This window comes from Sulfitobacter sp. TBRI5 (assembly GCF_051013555.1).
In the GTDB taxonomy this organism is placed as follows: Bacteria; Pseudomonadota; Alphaproteobacteria; order Rhodobacterales; family Rhodobacteraceae; genus JL08.
In genome coordinates this window covers 566347-581478 of sequence record NZ_CP112884.1, presented here as the reverse complement: position 1 = coordinate 581478, position 15132 = coordinate 566347, and the positions used below count along the sequence as shown (strand labels likewise).

16 protein-coding genes are annotated in these 15132 nt (G+C 57.7%); 11 read left to right on the top strand and 5 right to left on the bottom strand.

Annotated features, from left to right (window positions below; genetic code table 11):
* Positions 1–189: 189 nt before the first annotated feature.
* Entirely contained in the window at positions 190–312 is a 123-nt protein-coding gene (locus tag OLX72_RS02910; protein ID WP_433989774.1) for an entericidin A/B family lipoprotein, read from the bottom strand.
* Positions 313–717: 405 nt separating this feature from the next.
* Here OLX72_RS02910 and OLX72_RS02905 point away from each other — a divergent pair, with 405 nt between their 5' ends.
* Positions 718–963 carry a response regulator transcription factor gene (locus OLX72_RS02905; RefSeq protein ID WP_433989773.1) on the top strand — a complete coding sequence of 82 codons (246 nt, stop codon included), beginning with the start codon at positions 718–720 and terminating at the stop codon, positions 961–963.
* A gap of 87 nt (positions 964–1050) precedes the next feature.
* On the opposite strand, the gene OLX72_RS02900 is transcribed toward OLX72_RS02905, so the two are convergent.
* From OLX72_RS02900 to OLX72_RS02885, 4 genes are all read right to left on the bottom strand, one after another.
* A complete protein-coding gene (locus OLX72_RS02900) occupies positions 1051–1740 on the bottom strand; it encodes an ATP-binding cassette domain-containing protein (protein ID WP_433989772.1) in 690 nt (229 codons plus the stop codon).
* Positions 1740–2915 carry an ABC transporter permease DevC gene (gene devC, locus OLX72_RS02895; protein WP_433989771.1) on the bottom strand — a complete coding sequence of 392 codons (1176 nt, stop codon included), beginning with the start codon at positions 2913–2915 and terminating at the stop codon, positions 1740–1742. Before devC ends, OLX72_RS02900 begins: the two co-directional genes overlap by 1 nt.
* Positions 2912–4036 carry an efflux RND transporter periplasmic adaptor subunit gene (locus tag OLX72_RS02890; protein ID WP_433989770.1) on the bottom strand — a complete coding sequence of 375 codons (1125 nt, stop codon included), beginning with the start codon at positions 4034–4036 and terminating at the stop codon, positions 2912–2914. The genes devC and OLX72_RS02890 overlap by 4 nt, the downstream gene beginning before the upstream one ends.
* A gap of 340 nt (positions 4037–4376) precedes the next feature.
* Positions 4377–4682 (bottom strand): hypothetical protein, encoded by a 306-nt coding sequence (locus tag OLX72_RS02885; RefSeq protein ID WP_433989769.1) that lies wholly within the window; start codon positions 4680–4682, stop codon positions 4377–4379.
* Between the two features lie 50 nt (positions 4683–4732).
* Between OLX72_RS02885 and OLX72_RS02880 the strand changes: the two genes are divergently transcribed.
* From OLX72_RS02880 to OLX72_RS02835, 10 genes are all read left to right on the top strand, one after another.
* On the top strand, positions 4733–6052 hold the full coding sequence (locus OLX72_RS02880) for an ABC transporter substrate-binding protein (RefSeq protein WP_433989768.1): 1320 nt from the start codon (positions 4733–4735) through the stop codon (positions 6050–6052).
* A 95-nt stretch (positions 6053–6147) separates the two neighbouring features.
* Positions 6148–7095 carry a carbohydrate ABC transporter permease gene (locus OLX72_RS02875; RefSeq protein ID WP_114868980.1) on the top strand — a complete coding sequence of 316 codons (948 nt, stop codon included), beginning with the start codon at positions 6148–6150 and terminating at the stop codon, positions 7093–7095.
* 85 nt (positions 7096–7180) lie between these two features.
* Positions 7181–8119, top strand: a complete 939-nt coding sequence (locus OLX72_RS02870; RefSeq protein ID WP_433989767.1) for a carbohydrate ABC transporter permease — start codon at positions 7181–7183, stop codon at positions 8117–8119.
* Between the two features lie 100 nt (positions 8120–8219).
* Positions 8220–8408, top strand: a complete 189-nt coding sequence (locus OLX72_RS02865) for a hypothetical protein (protein ID WP_114868982.1) — start codon at positions 8220–8222, stop codon at positions 8406–8408.
* 4 nt (positions 8409–8412) lie between these two features.
* Positions 8413–9510, top strand: coding sequence for an ABC transporter ATP-binding protein (locus tag OLX72_RS02860; protein ID WP_433989766.1), 1098 nt, complete (start codon positions 8413–8415; stop codon positions 9508–9510).
* Positions 9503–10501: an ABC transporter ATP-binding protein gene (locus OLX72_RS02855; protein ID WP_433989765.1), complete on the top strand. Its 999-nt coding sequence runs from the start codon at positions 9503–9505 to the stop codon at positions 10499–10501. The genes OLX72_RS02860 and OLX72_RS02855 overlap by 8 nt, the downstream gene beginning before the upstream one ends.
* A gap of 13 nt (positions 10502–10514) precedes the next feature.
* Positions 10515–12137 (top strand): dihydroxyacetone kinase subunit DhaK, encoded by a 1623-nt coding sequence (locus OLX72_RS02850; protein WP_433989764.1) that lies wholly within the window; start codon positions 10515–10517, stop codon positions 12135–12137.
* A gap of 6 nt (positions 12138–12143) precedes the next feature.
* Positions 12144–13205: a LacI family DNA-binding transcriptional regulator gene (locus OLX72_RS02845; protein ID WP_254684689.1), complete on the top strand. Its 1062-nt coding sequence runs from the start codon at positions 12144–12146 to the stop codon at positions 13203–13205.
* Between the two features lie 18 nt (positions 13206–13223).
* Complete coding sequence (locus OLX72_RS02840; protein ID WP_433989763.1) at positions 13224–14279, top strand: sugar phosphate isomerase/epimerase family protein; 1056 nt, start codon at positions 13224–13226, stop codon at positions 14277–14279.
* Positions 14279–15127 (top strand): sugar phosphate isomerase/epimerase family protein, encoded by an 849-nt coding sequence (locus OLX72_RS02835; protein WP_433989762.1) that lies wholly within the window; start codon positions 14279–14281, stop codon positions 15125–15127. The genes OLX72_RS02840 and OLX72_RS02835 overlap by 1 nt, the downstream gene beginning before the upstream one ends.
* Positions 15128–15132 lie beyond the last annotated feature (5 nt).

Below are 15132 nucleotides of genomic sequence, written 5' to 3'. Positions count from 1 at the left end.
CTGGATTCGGGAAAAAAAGCGGGAGGCCGGCATTGCCTGTTTCGCGTTGCCAGGATCATAAGAAACGAAAAAGGCGGGGTGTTGAACCCCGCCTTAGTACCCACCCATTTCAGCACTCGTTACTTGACCATGTCGGTTGGAAATTCGAAAAAAGTATCCTGGAAAACCGCGTCAGCCAGTCGCCAGGGATCAGCTTTCCGCTTCTTCCTGAAGTGTCTCGCCCGCATTCTCGATGTCACGCCCGATCCCTTGTGCAGTTTCACAGGCTGACAGGGCCAGCGTGGCGAAAATGATAAATGAAAAGCGTCGCATGTTATTGTCCTTTTTCTGTTTGTTTCCATTCTATCAATCAACGCATGTGCGATTGCATTGTTCCGGACAATCAACACAAACGAACACAGCCGGCGGGTTTCCCCACCGGCTGCTCACGTGCGCTGTGTTTTTCTGCGCTGTGACGGATGGTTGGTTACATCAGGGAAACCTGAGCCGTGTTATTGCTGCCGTCCACAACCGAGGATGCGGCTTTCAAAAACAGCTCTTCCTTGTCCGTTTCCAGAACAACCCGACCGTTGGCCATGTAGACTGAATCGCCTTGTGCCGTGATCACCAGTTTCTCGGCGCGGATTTTGGAATCTTCGACCAGATCAACCCGGAGTTCCGGATGTCCTTGCGCGTTATAGCTGACATCTTCAATCGTACCGATCTTTCACGGCACATTTGCGATCAGATTCAAACACGCAGAACCCAAGCCCGAAGGCAAAAACGAACGGCAAACTTTCAAAGCGCGAGGTCGCAATACTGGCCCGATTGCTGGACGGTTTTTCCAACAAGGAAATCGCAAACGCGCTGGGCATCGCAGACACGACAGTCAAGGTGCACGTGCGATCAATCTTTCAGAAAACGGGCGCCAAGAACAGAACACAGGCCGCAATCTGGGCCAGTGAGAACCTGACACAACACTGACGCGGTGGTTCTGTTGGCAACCCAGATAAAAGGGGGCCTGTGGTTCAAAGCAGGGCATTTCGAATAATTGCCCCGATCACCGATGTTTTACGGATTTGTATCCGAAACCACGCGACCCTCTTCCAATGTGATGATCCTGTCCGCCATTTCCAGAATGCGTGGATCATGTGTGACCATGACGGTCGTCATCCCGCGGCTTTGCCCCATCGCCTTGAGCATTCTGACAACGTTATGACCGGAGTCTTTATCGAGTGCGGCGGTCGGCTCGTCCGCCAGAACGATTTCAGGGTTTGAGACCAATGCGCGGGCCACGGCCACGCGCTGCTTTTGACCACCCGAGAGATTGGCCGGCAAATAAGTACGCCGGTCGGCAAGCCCGAGAATATCCAGCATATGGGCGGCTGCAGCGCGCTGCTTCACGGTATTTCCCTTGCCGTGCACCTCTAGCCCCATCAGGACGTTTTGGGTCGCGGTCAGGCTTTCATGCAGGTTGTGGGCCTGAAAGATAAACCCCAGCCTTCTGCGCAGCGCGACCAGGCTGGTTTCCGATGCCCCGTTCAATTCCTGCCCCAAAACGACTACGCTGCCTTCCTGAACCTCGCGCAGCGCGCCGATCAGCGTCAACAGCGTGGTTTTGCCCGATCCGGACGGGCCCATCAAAATGGTCAGGCCGCCGCGGACAATGGTCAGGCTGATATCGAAAATCGCCTGTTTGCGCGCCTCGCCCGCGCCAAAATAATGGTTCAGGTTGCGAACCCGTATCGGTGCCTGTTCCATCAAAACAGATCAGCCGGATCAGCGTTGGCCAATCGCCGCGTTGCGATGGCCCCCGACAGCGTGCAAGCGGCCAGTGTGCCCACAAACACAAGAATGGCCCGCGGGGCATCCATCGCAACCGGCAGTCCCGTAACAGCGACCAGCCCGGCATAAAGCGCCATTGAAACGATCAGTCCGGGAATGAACCCGAAAATGGCCAGCACAACGGCTTCTTCAAAGACGATGCCCAGAAAGAATGGCTGCCCATAGCCCATTGCTTTGAAAGTGGCGTATTCGCGCAGGTGGTCGGCAACATCGGTTGAAAGCACCTGATAGACAATGACCAGGCCAACAAGGATTCCCATGAACACACCAAACCCGAAAATGATGCCGGTCGGGCGCTCGGTTGACATAAAGGCCAGATCCGCGGCCTGAGCCTCTTCCATAGTCTGAATTCTGACACTTGCTGTCGGTAGAAGTGCGCGCAACCGCTGAGCGACCGTATCTACTGCGATGCCATCGTCAACTTTGATCAGAATGTGATTGGGCGCCCCGCTGCTGCGCGTGGAAAAGAACCGCAGGAACGTCTGGTCGGACATCACCAGCATGCCGTCGGCCAGAAAACCTCCCCCGACATGCATCGCTCCGATCGCTGTCAGGGTTGCGCCTTTGGCTTCAAACGAAACTGTGCCACCTGTGCGCAGATTTTCTATGACCGCGTCCGGCATGCCGCGGGTGCCTTCGTCCAGCAGGGCGGTGTTTTCGATCGTCAGACGATCCAGCGCACCTGAAACTTCCGCAGAATAAAACCCCGGTTTCACCGTATCGACACCAAACGCCAGCAGCGACACGGATGAGCTATCCTCCAGAGTAAAGGGCAGGTTGCCGATAAAAAGTGGTGTGGCGTCTGCCACGCCTGCCACGCCAAGCGCCTGAAACATTCGTACCCGTGCCACAGGTTCGCTGTCTGTCAGGGTGTTGCCCTCCTGCGAGGACAGGATGATATCGGTGTCCAGCAATCCGTAAGGCGCGATCGTGGAGCCATTCAGTGCGCCCATGATGCCCAGTTGCATGAACACCAGCAGATTGGCGAATGCGACGCCCGACACGGCAGCCAGAAGGCGCCCCCTGTTGTGGGACAGTTGCAGCCAGCCGATGGGCAGCCGCCCGAACAGCAGTGTCAGAAGCTTGCTCATTCCGAACGGCCTGCGTCGATCCGTACAATGGCTTCCAGGTTGGTAAAGGATCGGGCCAGTTCCGATGATCCGGCATCCAGAACGATGATGACGTCCACAACCCGAGCGTCGGTATTGCTGGCCGGCTCGTCTGAGGTAATCGTCTGCCGCCCGATCTCTAGCCCGATCGCCGAAACGACGCCGGTCAGGTCCCGTGCCAGTGCCTCGGCCGAAACCGTGACAGGATCGCCGATGGTCACGCGACCGATCATGGTCTGATAGACTTCGGCCTCGACTGTCATCTGCGATGTGTCGCCAAGGTCGATGATCCCGTCGTCCGGAGGGCGCTCACCCGGTCGGGCGTGAATGTCCAGAACCGTACCGGCTTCCGGCGCGCGCACATTGGCGCGCTCCAGATCTTGTATCGCGCGGTCCAGATCGGCACGGGCGGCCTCAAGATTGGCTTCGGCTACGGCAATATCCGCCTGAGCGGTTTCCGAACCGGTTGAGAACCGTGACAGTGTTGCAAAGGCGCGCTCTACATCGCGCTCGGCCTCGGTAGTGGCGGCAACGATTCTGTCGAATTCCGCCCGTGTCGTGACGCCACGCTCGAACAGGGATGTCACGCGCGCCAATTCGGCCTGGGCGGCCTTGGCCGTGGCCTGGGCGCGCTCAAGAGAGGCCTGAGCTTCGGCCTGACTTGCCTGAGTCGATGCTTTGGTTTGGGCCAGCGTTGCCTCGCGCACACGCAGGTTTGCGCGCGCCGAGGCCACCGCACTTTGCAACTGCGGCAGGTTGTCCAGAACGGCCAGAACATCTCCCGCCTCGACCTTGTCACCGATCGCGACGCGGACCTCGGCGATGCGGGCGTCACCAGCACCTGATGGGGTCGCCACGCTGATGACATCGCCGAAGGGGATGATGCGGCCCAAAGCCACGACATCACCTTCACTGACGACTGCGATCTGTTCCTGTGCAGTCACTTTCTGAATGGCAATAGCGATGGGCGTGTCGGTTCCGGCGCCGGGTTGCAGACCAGTCGCATTAAAGAATGCCCGCAGGCCCGGCGGCTGGAAATACATCCCGATGACGGCGCCGGTAAACAGTGTCAGCATGAACAGGGGAATCAAAAGCAGCCGCATGCGGCCGCTTGACCTGGGCGCCTGGGAAGGGGCGGGCTTGGCAATCCCGTTGTCCGACAACGGCAAGGATTGCGATTGTTCGTCGTTAGGTGCAGGCATCTTTTCTGTTCTTCTTGTAAAGATATAAGACTTCAGAACAGCGTCTTTTTAGTGGATCAATTTCGCAATGGCCACTGACGCCGATCATCTGTTTCATCTGGATGTATTGGGCTTTTCGTCGTGTCGAGAATTATGCTTGGTCCTGTTCCGCGCGGTTTCGTACCACATAAGGACATCCGGTGAATTGGGTTGGATCAAAACGAACCGGCGCGCGGTGGGCTGGATAATCTTGCCGCTCTGATCAGTGGTAAAATGACACCCCTTCAAGAGACTGCTGTTCCTGTCCCGTGACCATACCGTTGCCGGTCATGATGATGGCGATAGATTCGGCATCTGCCGGTTTTATCGGACCGGACTCAATCGCGCGGCAGGGGCGAAGACGCGGAAACAACACTTGCGAACGTCTCGCCGGCAAGTCTTCTGTCTCCTTGAGATAAGTGGCAATAAAGATTTTTAAATCAGTGACTTGCGGTTTGTCGGCCAGCAAGAGTCTGCAGTTCTGATGTTCGTACCTCAACAATTCCTTGACTTGATGTACGTAGCTCATCTAGCGTTTTGACAGGGCGACTGGAGATGTGCCCGGTTAGGGAGGAACTTATGAAGAATCTGAACGCAGCCGCCGTCGGCGCGGCGCTGATGTGTTCTGTGAGCGTGCCCACGATGGCTGCCGCAGAAGATTTGACACTGTGCTGGGCCGCATGGGATCCGGCCAACGCGTTGGTTGAACTCAGCAAGGAATTCGAGGCGCAATCCGGTCACAGCATGAACTTTGAGTTCATTCCCTGGCCCAACTTCGCCGACCGGATGCTGAACGAACTCAACTCTGGCGGCAAGCTTTGTGATCTGCTGATCGGCGACAGCCAGTGGATCGGCGGCGGGGCCGAGAACGGCCACTACGTCAAGCTGAACGACTTTTTCGATGCAGAAGGCATCAGCATGGACGACTTCGCGCCTGCGACTGTCTATGCCTATTCCACGTGGCCCAAGGGCACACCGAACTACTACGCGCTGCCCGCCATGGGCGACGCAAACGGCTGGTTCTATCGAAAGGACTGGTTCGCCCGCGAGGATATTCAGGCGGCCTACAAAGAGGCCACTGGCCAGGATCTGCGCGAGCCGGAATCCCAAAAGGAAATGCTGCAAATCGCACAATTCTTTCAGGGCCGCGAAATTGACGGCAAGACCGTCTACGGCGCCGCGATCTTCACCGAACGCGGGTCCGAAGGGATTACCATGGGCGTGACATCCGCGCTGTATCCGTGGGGCTTCAAATACGAAAACACCCCCGGTTCCTACGATATGGAAGGCGCTGTAAACTCGCCCGAAGCGGTCGAAGCGTTGGAGTTCTATAAAGAATTCTACGAAACTGCTACACCGCCGGGCTACACGAACTCGTATATGGGTGAAAGCCTGGATGCGTTCAAATCCGGTCAGGTCGCGATGGCGATGAACTGGTTTGCATTCTTCCCTGGTCTTTATGCCGATCCCAATACCGGCGGCGACAAGATCGACTTTTTCGTGAACCCGCCGCAAAATCAGGAAGGTTCGACACTGGGCGGGCAGGGGATTTCCGTGGTGGCCTATTCTGACAAACAGGATGCGGCGCTGGAATACATCAAGTGGTTTGCGAACCCCGATGTTCAGGCGAAATGGTGGGAACTGGGCGGGTATTCTGCGCATAATTCGGTGCTGAACGACCCCGGTTTTGTCGATAGCCAGCCGTTCGCGGGCGACTTTTTGACAGCGATGGGCGCCGTACAGGACTTTTGGCAGGAACCGGCATATGCCGAACTGCTTCTGGCGATGCAAAAGCGGGTCCATGACTATGTCGTGGCCGATCAGGGTACCGCACAGGAAGCGCTTGATATGCTGATCGAAGACTGGACCGAAGTCTTTGAAGACGAAGGCAAGCTCTAAAACCAATACCGTGGGGCGGGACGCGCCCGCCCCACACCAAACTGCATACGATCGTGCGGGTGCCATCCCGCCGGTCGACAGGATTGCTTTACCCGATGACAGACAGCCCCCTCACCAAAGCTGCGACAGCAACGCCCCCGCGCGTGGCCCGCAAGATCCGCGGCCTGTCTGACCGGGCCATTGCCTGGATATTCGTGGCCCCCACGATTTTCCTGTTGCTGGCCATCAACATATTTCCATTGATCTGGACGATCCAGCTTAGCTTTACCAACTACAAGGCGAACCGCCTGACGCGCGAGCCGGAGTTCATCGGACTGCGCAATTATGAACGGATCCTGAACGATTCAGACATCTGGCTGAACATGCAGGCGACGGCGCATTTTCTGTTCTGGACGATCTTTTTCCAGGTGCTGATCGGTTTCACACTGGCATGGCTGATCAACAAGAAATTCAAGGGCAATGATCTTTGGACGACGATCATCGTTTTGCCGATGATGCTGTCGCCTGCCGTGGTCGGGAATTTCTGGAAATTTCTGTATCAACCTCAAATCGGGCTTTTCAACTACATCGTAGCGTTTTTCACCGGCAAGGAACCGTCCAGCTTTGAAATGCTGGGGTCTGTTCAACTTGCCCCGTGGTCCATCGTGATCGTGGATACATGGATGTGGACGCCGTTTGTGATGCTGATCTGTCTTGCCGGTCTGCGATCCATCCCAGATTACATCTACGAGGCCGCCGAAGTTGATCGGGCGTCGAAACTGCGGCAGTTTTTTACCATCACAATCCCCATGGTGCTGCCGTTCCTGATGTTGGCGGTCCTGTTCAGAGGCATCGAAAATTTCAAGATGTTCGATCTGGTTGTGCAACTGACTGGCGGCGGACCCGGTTCAACAACGGAACTGACGTCGATCAACCTCAAACGCGAGGCATTCGAGAAATGGCGAACGGGCTATGCCTCGGCCTATGCAATCATTCTGTTTGTTACGGTGTTCGGACTGGCCAGTATCTACGTCAAGGCACTGAACAAGGTGAAGGAGCGGTGATGCACTGGTTAATCTTCACATCCACGGCGGCCCGCAGCGATCAGGTGGCTTCCACTTTGTCCCGCTCAGGAACTCGGAGCGTGTCATGAGCAGCTTTTCCGTCACCGAACCGTCAAAACGCTCCAAATGGATGGCCGGGTCACTTGTGATCATCTATGCGCTGGTCACAATGTTGCCGCTGGCCTGGATCATGTTGACCGGGTTCAAATCACCCGCTGACGCGATCAGTTATCCCCCCAAAATGGTGTTTGAACCTACGCTGGAAGGGTATGTAAACCTGTTCACCACCCGGACACGGCAAACGCAGGACTTTCTGGCCAACAACCCCCCGGAAAACTGGGCAGACGAAATCGTGCGCCAGTACGACATGGTGATCGTCGGACCCTCGAAATTCGGAGAGCGGTTCATGAACTCGGTCATCATCGGGTTCGGATCGACGTTTCTTTCGGTTTTTCTGGGTACGCTGGCGGCCTATGCGTTCAGCCGGTTCAAAATTCCGCTGGCTGATGATCTGCTGTTCTTCATCCTGAGTACGCGCATGATGCCTCCCATCGCGGTCGCGATCCCGATTTTCCTGATGTATCGAAATATCGGCCTGTCAGACACGCATCTGGGTATGATCCTGCTTTATACAGCAGTGAACATCTCGCTTGCGGTCTGGTTGCTGAAGGGGTTCATCGATGAAATTCCGCGCGAGTATGAAGAGGCCGCGCTGATCGATGGGTACACACGGTTTCAGGCCTTTTACAAAGTCGTCCTGCCACAAGCCGCCACCGGCATCGCGTCAACGGCGATTTTCTGTCTGATTTTTGCGTGGAACGAATATGCGTTTGCGGTTTTGCTGACCTCGGCCACTGCGCAGACCGCGCCGCCCTTTATCCCGACGATTATCGGCGTTGGCGGGCTTGACTGGCCGGCGGTCGCCGCAGGGGCCACAATTTTCCTGCTGCCGGTGATGATCTTTACCATCCTGTTGCGCAAACATTTGCTGCGCGGGATCACATTCGGGGCGGTGCGCAAATGATCCTGTCCGCCCCACTTCCCTACGCGGTTTATGCCATAGCCCTGAATGCCACGCACGTCGCACGCTTGCGCAAGCCTACCCGCCATACAGGAGCATCAATATGACGTGGTTCATCAACGGACTTTTGCGGTTCCGCCGGGGACCGTGGGAAATGCTGGCGACCATCATCATCAGCCTTGGGGTCTTTATGCTGATGCAACCCTTCGTCATGTGGGCGTTCACCTATTCATTCATCACAACGCTTGTCGGCACGGTGATGTTCATCATCGTTTCGCATTTTCCGGAGTAATCCCTTGGCTCAGATCGTCATCAAAAACGTGCGCAAGGAATTCGGCGATTTCGTTGCGGTCAAGGAAAGCTCCTTCACGATCGAAGATGGTGAGTTTTTCATGCTGCTTGGCCCGTCGGGCTGTGGCAAGACCACCACGCTGCGTATGATTGCCGGGCTGGAACTGCCGACTTCGGGCGAGATTTTTCTGGACGGAGAAGAGATCGGCCAGCGCCCGCCATCGCAACGTGACATCGCATTCGTGTTCCAGATGTTTGCGCTTTATCCGCATCTGAACGTATACAAGAACCTAAGCTATCCTTTGGTCAGTCAGGGCATGCCACGCGCACAAGTGCGTGCCAAGGTTGACGAGGTCGCGGGAATTCTGGGCATCCGCGACATTCTAAAAAAACCGGTTGGCGGTCTGTCGGGCGGGGATCGCCAGCGTGTGGCGCTGGGGCGTGCGATTGTGCGGGAACCCAAAGCGTTCATGATGGATGAACCATTGGGCGCACTGGATGCCGAGTTTCGTGAACACATGGCCGAAGAGTTGCGTGCGCTGCATGACCGGATGGGGGCAACAACTGTATACGTGACCCATGATCAGCTGGAAGCAATGCAGATGGGCGACAAGATTGTCGTGATGAACGATGCGGTTGTCGAACAATTCGGCACGCCGCAGGAAATCTACGACAAACCGACCACCAGGTTCGTTGCCGATTTCATCGGCTCTCCGTCTATGAACTTTCTGGAATTTTCGGGTTCCTATGGCATTGGTGCAACCTCGGTCGCTTTGGATGGCGAAGAAATGGGCGTGCCGGCATTACGCGAACCGGCCCAAGGCGATCTGACATTCGGCGTGCGCCCAGAACACATCCGGTTGTCCAACGAAGGCGGCTACCGCGCCAAGGTGATTGCAACCGAATATCTGGGCACGACGCAGATCGTCACTCTGACCACGCGCAACGGCGATATCAAGGCGCGCATCGGATCAGAGCAGCCTGCGACCGTGGGCGAAACTGTCGGGTTAAGCTTTCTGGATCACACGATTACGCTTTTTGATCGCGCTTCCGGTCGGGCCCTGCGCTCTGCCCTGAACGAAGGGGTGCTGGCCAATGGCTGAAGTCGAACTGGAAAATGTCTCGAAGTCCTTTGGTTCGACCAAAGCTGTCACCGACATGAACCTGACAGTGCCGGATGGATCTTTTGTTGTGTTGCTGGGGCCGACCGGGGCGGGAAAAACAACCACCTTGCGCCTGATCGCAGGGCTGGAAAAATGCGACGCGGGCAACATCCGCATCGGCGGGCGCCGCGTGAATTCCGAAACGCCCGCACAGCGCGATGTGGCGATGGTGTTTCAGCAATATTCACTTTATCCGCATCTGACAGTGCGCGAAAATCTGGCGTTCCCATTGCGGTCCCCGATCCTGAAGACACCCGAAGCCGAAATAACCCGCAAAGTGCAGGAAGTGGCCGAAGTGCTGCACATCCCTCACAAGCTGGACAACAAGGCGACTGAACTGTCGGGGGGCGAAATGCAGCGCGTTTCGATCGGGCGCGCACTGGTGCGCGACCCTGCGATATACCTGATGGACGAGCCGCTGAGTTCACTGGATGCCAAATTGCGGGCCGATCTGCGGATCGAATTGAAACGCATTCATGCCGAGCTTGCCTCGACCCTTCTGTATGTCACCCACGATCAGATCGAAGCGATGACAATGGCCACCCATGTGGGCGTATTGAACGAAGGTCTTCTGGTTCAGTTCGGAACCCCCCGCGAGATTTACGAGAACCCCAACACAGCCTATGTGGCCGCCCGTCTGGGCCAGCCCCGGATCAATTTGTTGCCGGTGGGGTTGTTTGGGGAAAAGGCCCCGCCGGGCGCGCATCAGGTCGGATTGCGCCCCGAAAACATCCGCCACGGTGACGGGCGCGACGCCACCGTTGTGCGGGTCGAGCATCTGGGCGATCAGACCCGCCTGCACCTGAAGCTGAATGATCACGATGTGACCACGCTGACAGATCCGCATTCGACACTGGCGCCGGGCGAAACCATTCAGATTGCGCCCCAGAATCCGCTTTTCTTTGACGCCCGGGGCGCGCGCATAACCTGAGAAAGGATATCATATGCCACAGTTTGTGAACGCAAAGGATGATCTGGTCAAAGAAGCCATTGACGGTGTTCTTGCCTGTTCGGGCGGCACGCTGGCACGGCTGGATGGATATCCCCATATCAAAGTGGTTTTCCGGTCGGATTGGGATCGTTCGCGCGTCGCTCTGATTTCAGGCGGCGGATCGGGCCATGAACCTGCTCACGCGGGGTTTGTTGGCCCCGGCATGCTGACCGCTGCGATTTGTGGCGAAGTGTTCGCATCGCCGTCTGTCGATGCTGTTCTGGCTGGTATTCTGGCGGTCACGGGTGCGTCGGGATGTTTGCTGATCGTCAAGAATTACACCGGGGACCGGTTGAACTTTGGTCTGGCGATGGAGCGTGCGCGCGCCCTTGGACGCACGGTTGAAATGGTGGTTGTGGATGATGACATCGCACTGCCTGATCTGCCACAGCCGCGGGGCGTGGCAGGTACGCTGTTTGTTCACAAGATTGCCGGCGCGCTGGCCGAGCAGGGCAAGCCGCTGGAAGAGGTCACCGCCGCCGCGCGCCGGGTCATCGCAAACGTCGCTTCGATCGGCAAAAGCCTTGATACCTGCACCGTCCCCGGATCGCCCAAGGAAAGCCGGATACCTGCGGGCAAAGCCGAACTGGGGCTTGGCATCCATGGCGAACCGGGCGTGCAGCAAGTCGATTTTTCGGGGGCCGAGGACGCAATGGGGATCGTGCTGGACAAGCTGCGCCCGCACGTGACGGGCGGGCCATGTGTGGCGCTTCTGAACAACCTTGGGTCGACCACACCGCTGGAAATGTCTGTCCTGTCGCATGCACTGGCCCAGTCGGGATTGGCAAGCCATGTGATTGGCCCCGCACCGATGATGACGTCTTTGGATATGCACGGGTTTTCGATTTCTGTTTTGCCGGTGAACGATGCCGAGATGGCAGCGCTGGCCGCGCCTGTGCCGATGGCGGCATGGCCCGGCATTCACGAACTGGGTCTGGTTCAGGTCGTGCCATTGCCCGACAGCCTGACGCCGATTGAACCGATCCCGTCGGTCAATGACCGGACGCGGGCCACGATAGAATATGTGGCCGATCTGCTGATGGCTGCCGAGGCAAGATTGAACGAATTGGACGCGAAATCGGGGGATGGCGACACTGGCAGCACGCTGGCCACGGCCGCGCGCGCCCTTAAGGGCAGTCTGGACAGGATGCCGCTGGCCGATCTGACGCAGCTTTTCCCGGCGCTGGGCAACGAGTTGAGCCAGACAATGGGCGGCTCTTCGGGGGTGATCCTGGCAATCTATTTCAACGCCGCGGGGGATGCATGTGCCAATGGTGCCCCGGTTGAACGCGCCTTGCGCGAAGGGCTGCAAAGGGTCAGCGATGTGGGCGGTGCGCGGGTTGGCGACAGAACCATGATTGATGCGCTGTCGCCTGCACTGGATGCCTTGCGCGACGGTCTGGCCAGTGCGGCCCTGGCGGCGCGCGCCGGTGCGGATGCCACAGCGGGTATACATCGGGCCAAGGCAGGACGGGCGGCTTATGTGCCGTCCGAAAACCTGAAAGGTCACAACGACCCCGGCGCCGAAGCCGTTGCGCTGGTTTTCGAAGGGCTGGCCAGTTCCCTGAAGGAGTGAACCTGTTTGATTGATCAGGATATCAGATCGTTGAAGAAACCGACGGTGAACGACATTGCCCGCGTGGCAGGCGTGTCGCTTGCCACGGTCGACCGTGTGCTGAACATGCGCCCCGGCGTGCGGTCTGTCACGATTGAAAAGGTCAATTCGGCCATCGCACAACTGGGATATGTGCGCGATACCGCTGCCGCCAATCTGGCACGTCAGCGGTTTTACCGGCTGCTGTTCATCCTGCCCGAAACCGGCAATGAATTTGTCGTGGCGCTGGAACAGGCGATTGCCGAACAATCCGCCAAACTGCACCACTTGCGCACGACCCTTGAAACACTGTCGGTTCCGCCGTTTGATCCGCAGGCCATTGTTGATGCTCTGGACGGTCTTGATCCCGGGCACACGGACGGTGTGGCTGTTTTTGGTCCCGAAACGCCTTCGGTGCGCGATGCGGTCAGACGCGCCCGCGCCCGAGGCATCGCGGTTGTGGCTTTCGTGTCGGATTTGCCAACGTCGGACCGGCACCATTTTGTCGGCATCGACAACATCGCCGCCGGGCGCACCGCCGCCAGCCTGATGGGGCGTTTCGTGCGCGGGCCGGGGCGTATTCTGGTCATCACCGGTTCACGTCTGGCCCGCGACCATCTTGAGCGGCGCACAGGATTTGACGCCTTGATGAGCGAAGAATTCCCCGATCTTGAAGTCGTCGCCTCGATCGAGGGGCGCGATGATCCCGAACTGATCCTGAAAATGCTGCCCGGCGTTTTTGAGGCCTATCCCGATATCTGCGGTATCTATTCGTCGGCGGCGGGCAATCCCGGTTTGATCCGGTTTCTTGAATCCAGCGGCCCCAAGGACAATCTGGTGGTGATTGCGCACGAATTGACGCCCGCCTCGCGTTCGGCGCTGGCAAGCGGTGTGTTCGACGCGATCATTTCGCAGGACACCGGGCATCTGGTGCGTTCGGCTGTGCGGTTGCTGAAAGCAACGGCTGATCAGGCGCCGTTCGACCAGACACAGGAACGCATACGCATCGACATTTATCTGCGGGAAAACATGCCCGCGGCAAAATTCTGAGAACGGGAGGATCAGATTATGAAAACCATCAAGGGACCGGCGCTGTTTCTGGCGCAGTTTGCGGGCGACGACGCCCCGTTCAATAGCTGGGATTCCATTACAAAATGGGCGGCAGACTGCGGGTACAAAGGTGTTCAGGTGCCCAGTTGGGATGCGCGACTGATTGATTTGGCAAAGGCTGCGGACAGCAAGACGTATTGTGACGAGTTCAAAGGTCAGGCCGCAGCCAACGGGGTCGAGGTGACCGAATTGTCAACGCACCTTCAGGGCCAGCTTGTGGCGGTACATCCGGCCTATGACACAGCTTTCGACGGATTTGCCGATCCGTCGGTTCACGGCAATCCGAAGGCGCGACAGGCTTGGGCCGTAGATCAGGTGATGAAAGCGATCACGGCATCCAGGAATATGGGCATCGGCGCGCACGTTACCTTTTCCGGCGCGCTTGCGTGGCCTTATGTCTATCCATGGCCGCAACGCCCTGCCGGATTGATCGAAACCGCCTTTGACGAACTGGCTGCGCGCTGGCGGCCCATTCTGGATCATGCCGAAGAAAGCGGCGTCGACATCTGTTATGAAATCCACCCCGGAGAAGATCTTCACGACGGCGCAACATTCGAGATGTTTCTGGAGCGGGTCGACAATCATGCACGCTGCAACATGCTCTATGATCCCAGCCACTATGTGCTGCAATGCATGGATTATCTGGACAATATCGACATCTACAAAGACCGGATCAAAATGTTCCACGTCAAGGATGCCGAATTCAATCCAACGGGACGCCAGGGGGTTTATTCGGGATATCAGCCCTGGGTCGACAGGGCAGGGCGGTTCCGGTCGCTGGGCGATGGGCAGGTCGATTTTGCGGCGATCTTTTCCAAAATGGCGGCCAATGATTTTGATGGCTGGGCTGTGGTCGAATGGGAATGTTGCCTCAAGCACCCCGAAGATGGCGCGCGGGAAGGGGCACAGTTTGTGTCTGACCATATTATTCGTGTTACCGAACGCGCCTTTGACGATTTCGCCGATGGTGGCACGGATGACGCCGCAAACCGGAAAATGCTGGGGATCGGGTGATGCTGGCCGGGTTCAACCTGCTGTTATGGGGCACCCATCTGACGGACGACCTGATGCCGAAATGTCAGGCCGTGCGCGATGCAGGCTATGACGGTGTCGAAATTCCGATTTTCGAAGGGTCCGCCCCGGATTATCGCGCAATTGGTCAGCGCCTGTCCGATATGGGTTTGCGCCGCACTGCGGTTGCGGTCGTTCAATCCGAAACGGCCAATCCGATCAGTGATCAGGCCGATCATCGCGAGGCCGGTATCGATTTTCTGAAATGGATGGTCGATTGCGCGGCAGAAGCGGGTGTTGAAACACTGTGCGGCCCCTTCTTTCAGCCGCTGGCGGTTTTTTCGGGAACCGGGGCCACCCGCGCGGAATGGGACAGATTGGTCACCGCTCACAAGGCAATAGCCGATCATGCGGCGGGTACAGGTGTGGCACTGGCGGTTGAGCCGCTGAACCGGTTTGAATGCTACGCGCTTAACACTCTGGACCAGTCGGCAAGGCTGGTCGAACAGGTGGGTGCGGAGCACTATGGCTGCCTTTTTGATACGTTCCACGCCAACATCGAAGAACGTGACGTTGGCGCGGCGATCCGCGCGGCGGGGCCTGCGATCAATCATGTGCATGTGTCGGAAAATGATCGCGGAGCGCCTGGCGCAGGCCACGTGAATTTCGCCGAAGCTTTCGCGGCGCTGAAATCCACCGGCTATGATGGTTGGCTGGTGGTCGAGGCATTTGGTCATGCCTTGCCGGATCTGGCCGCGGCAACGCGGGTTTGGCGCCCGCTTTTCAAGGATGAACAGGATGTGCTGTCGGGCGGCATCCGGACGATACGCGACGGCTGGGCCGCCGCTTGAAAGGA

Coding starts and splice junctions, on each gene's coding strand:
- OLX72_RS02885 (WP_433989769.1), bottom strand. CDS start 4,682: ATGAGCTACGTACATCAAGTCAAGGAATTGTTGAGGTACGAACATCAG.
- OLX72_RS02835 (WP_433989762.1), top strand. CDS start 14,279: ATGCTGGCCGGGTTCAACCTGCTGTTATGGGGCACCCATCTGACGGAC.
- OLX72_RS02870 (WP_433989767.1), top strand. CDS start 7,181: ATGAGCAGCTTTTCCGTCACCGAACCGTCAAAACGCTCCAAATGGATG.
- OLX72_RS02875 (WP_114868980.1), top strand. CDS start 6,148: ATGACAGACAGCCCCCTCACCAAAGCTGCGACAGCAACGCCCCCGCGC.
- OLX72_RS02900 (WP_433989772.1), bottom strand. CDS start 1,740: ATGGAACAGGCACCGATACGGGTTCGCAACCTGAACCATTATTTTGGC.
- OLX72_RS02865 (WP_114868982.1), top strand. CDS start 8,220: ATGACGTGGTTCATCAACGGACTTTTGCGGTTCCGCCGGGGACCGTGG.
- OLX72_RS02880 (WP_433989768.1), top strand. CDS start 4,733: ATGAAGAATCTGAACGCAGCCGCCGTCGGCGCGGCGCTGATGTGTTCT.
- OLX72_RS02890 (WP_433989770.1), bottom strand. CDS start 4,036: ATGCGGCTGCTTTTGATTCCCCTGTTCATGCTGACACTGTTTACCGGC.
- OLX72_RS02850 (WP_433989764.1), top strand. CDS start 10,515: ATGCCACAGTTTGTGAACGCAAAGGATGATCTGGTCAAAGAAGCCATT.
- OLX72_RS02840 (WP_433989763.1), top strand. CDS start 13,224: ATGAAAACCATCAAGGGACCGGCGCTGTTTCTGGCGCAGTTTGCGGGC.
- devC (WP_433989771.1), bottom strand. CDS start 2,915: ATGAGCAAGCTTCTGACACTGCTGTTCGGGCGGCTGCCCATCGGCTGG.
- OLX72_RS02855 (WP_433989765.1), top strand. CDS start 9,503: ATGGCTGAAGTCGAACTGGAAAATGTCTCGAAGTCCTTTGGTTCGACC.
- OLX72_RS02910 (WP_433989774.1), bottom strand. CDS start 312: ATGCGACGCTTTTCATTTATCATTTTCGCCACGCTGGCCCTGTCAGCC.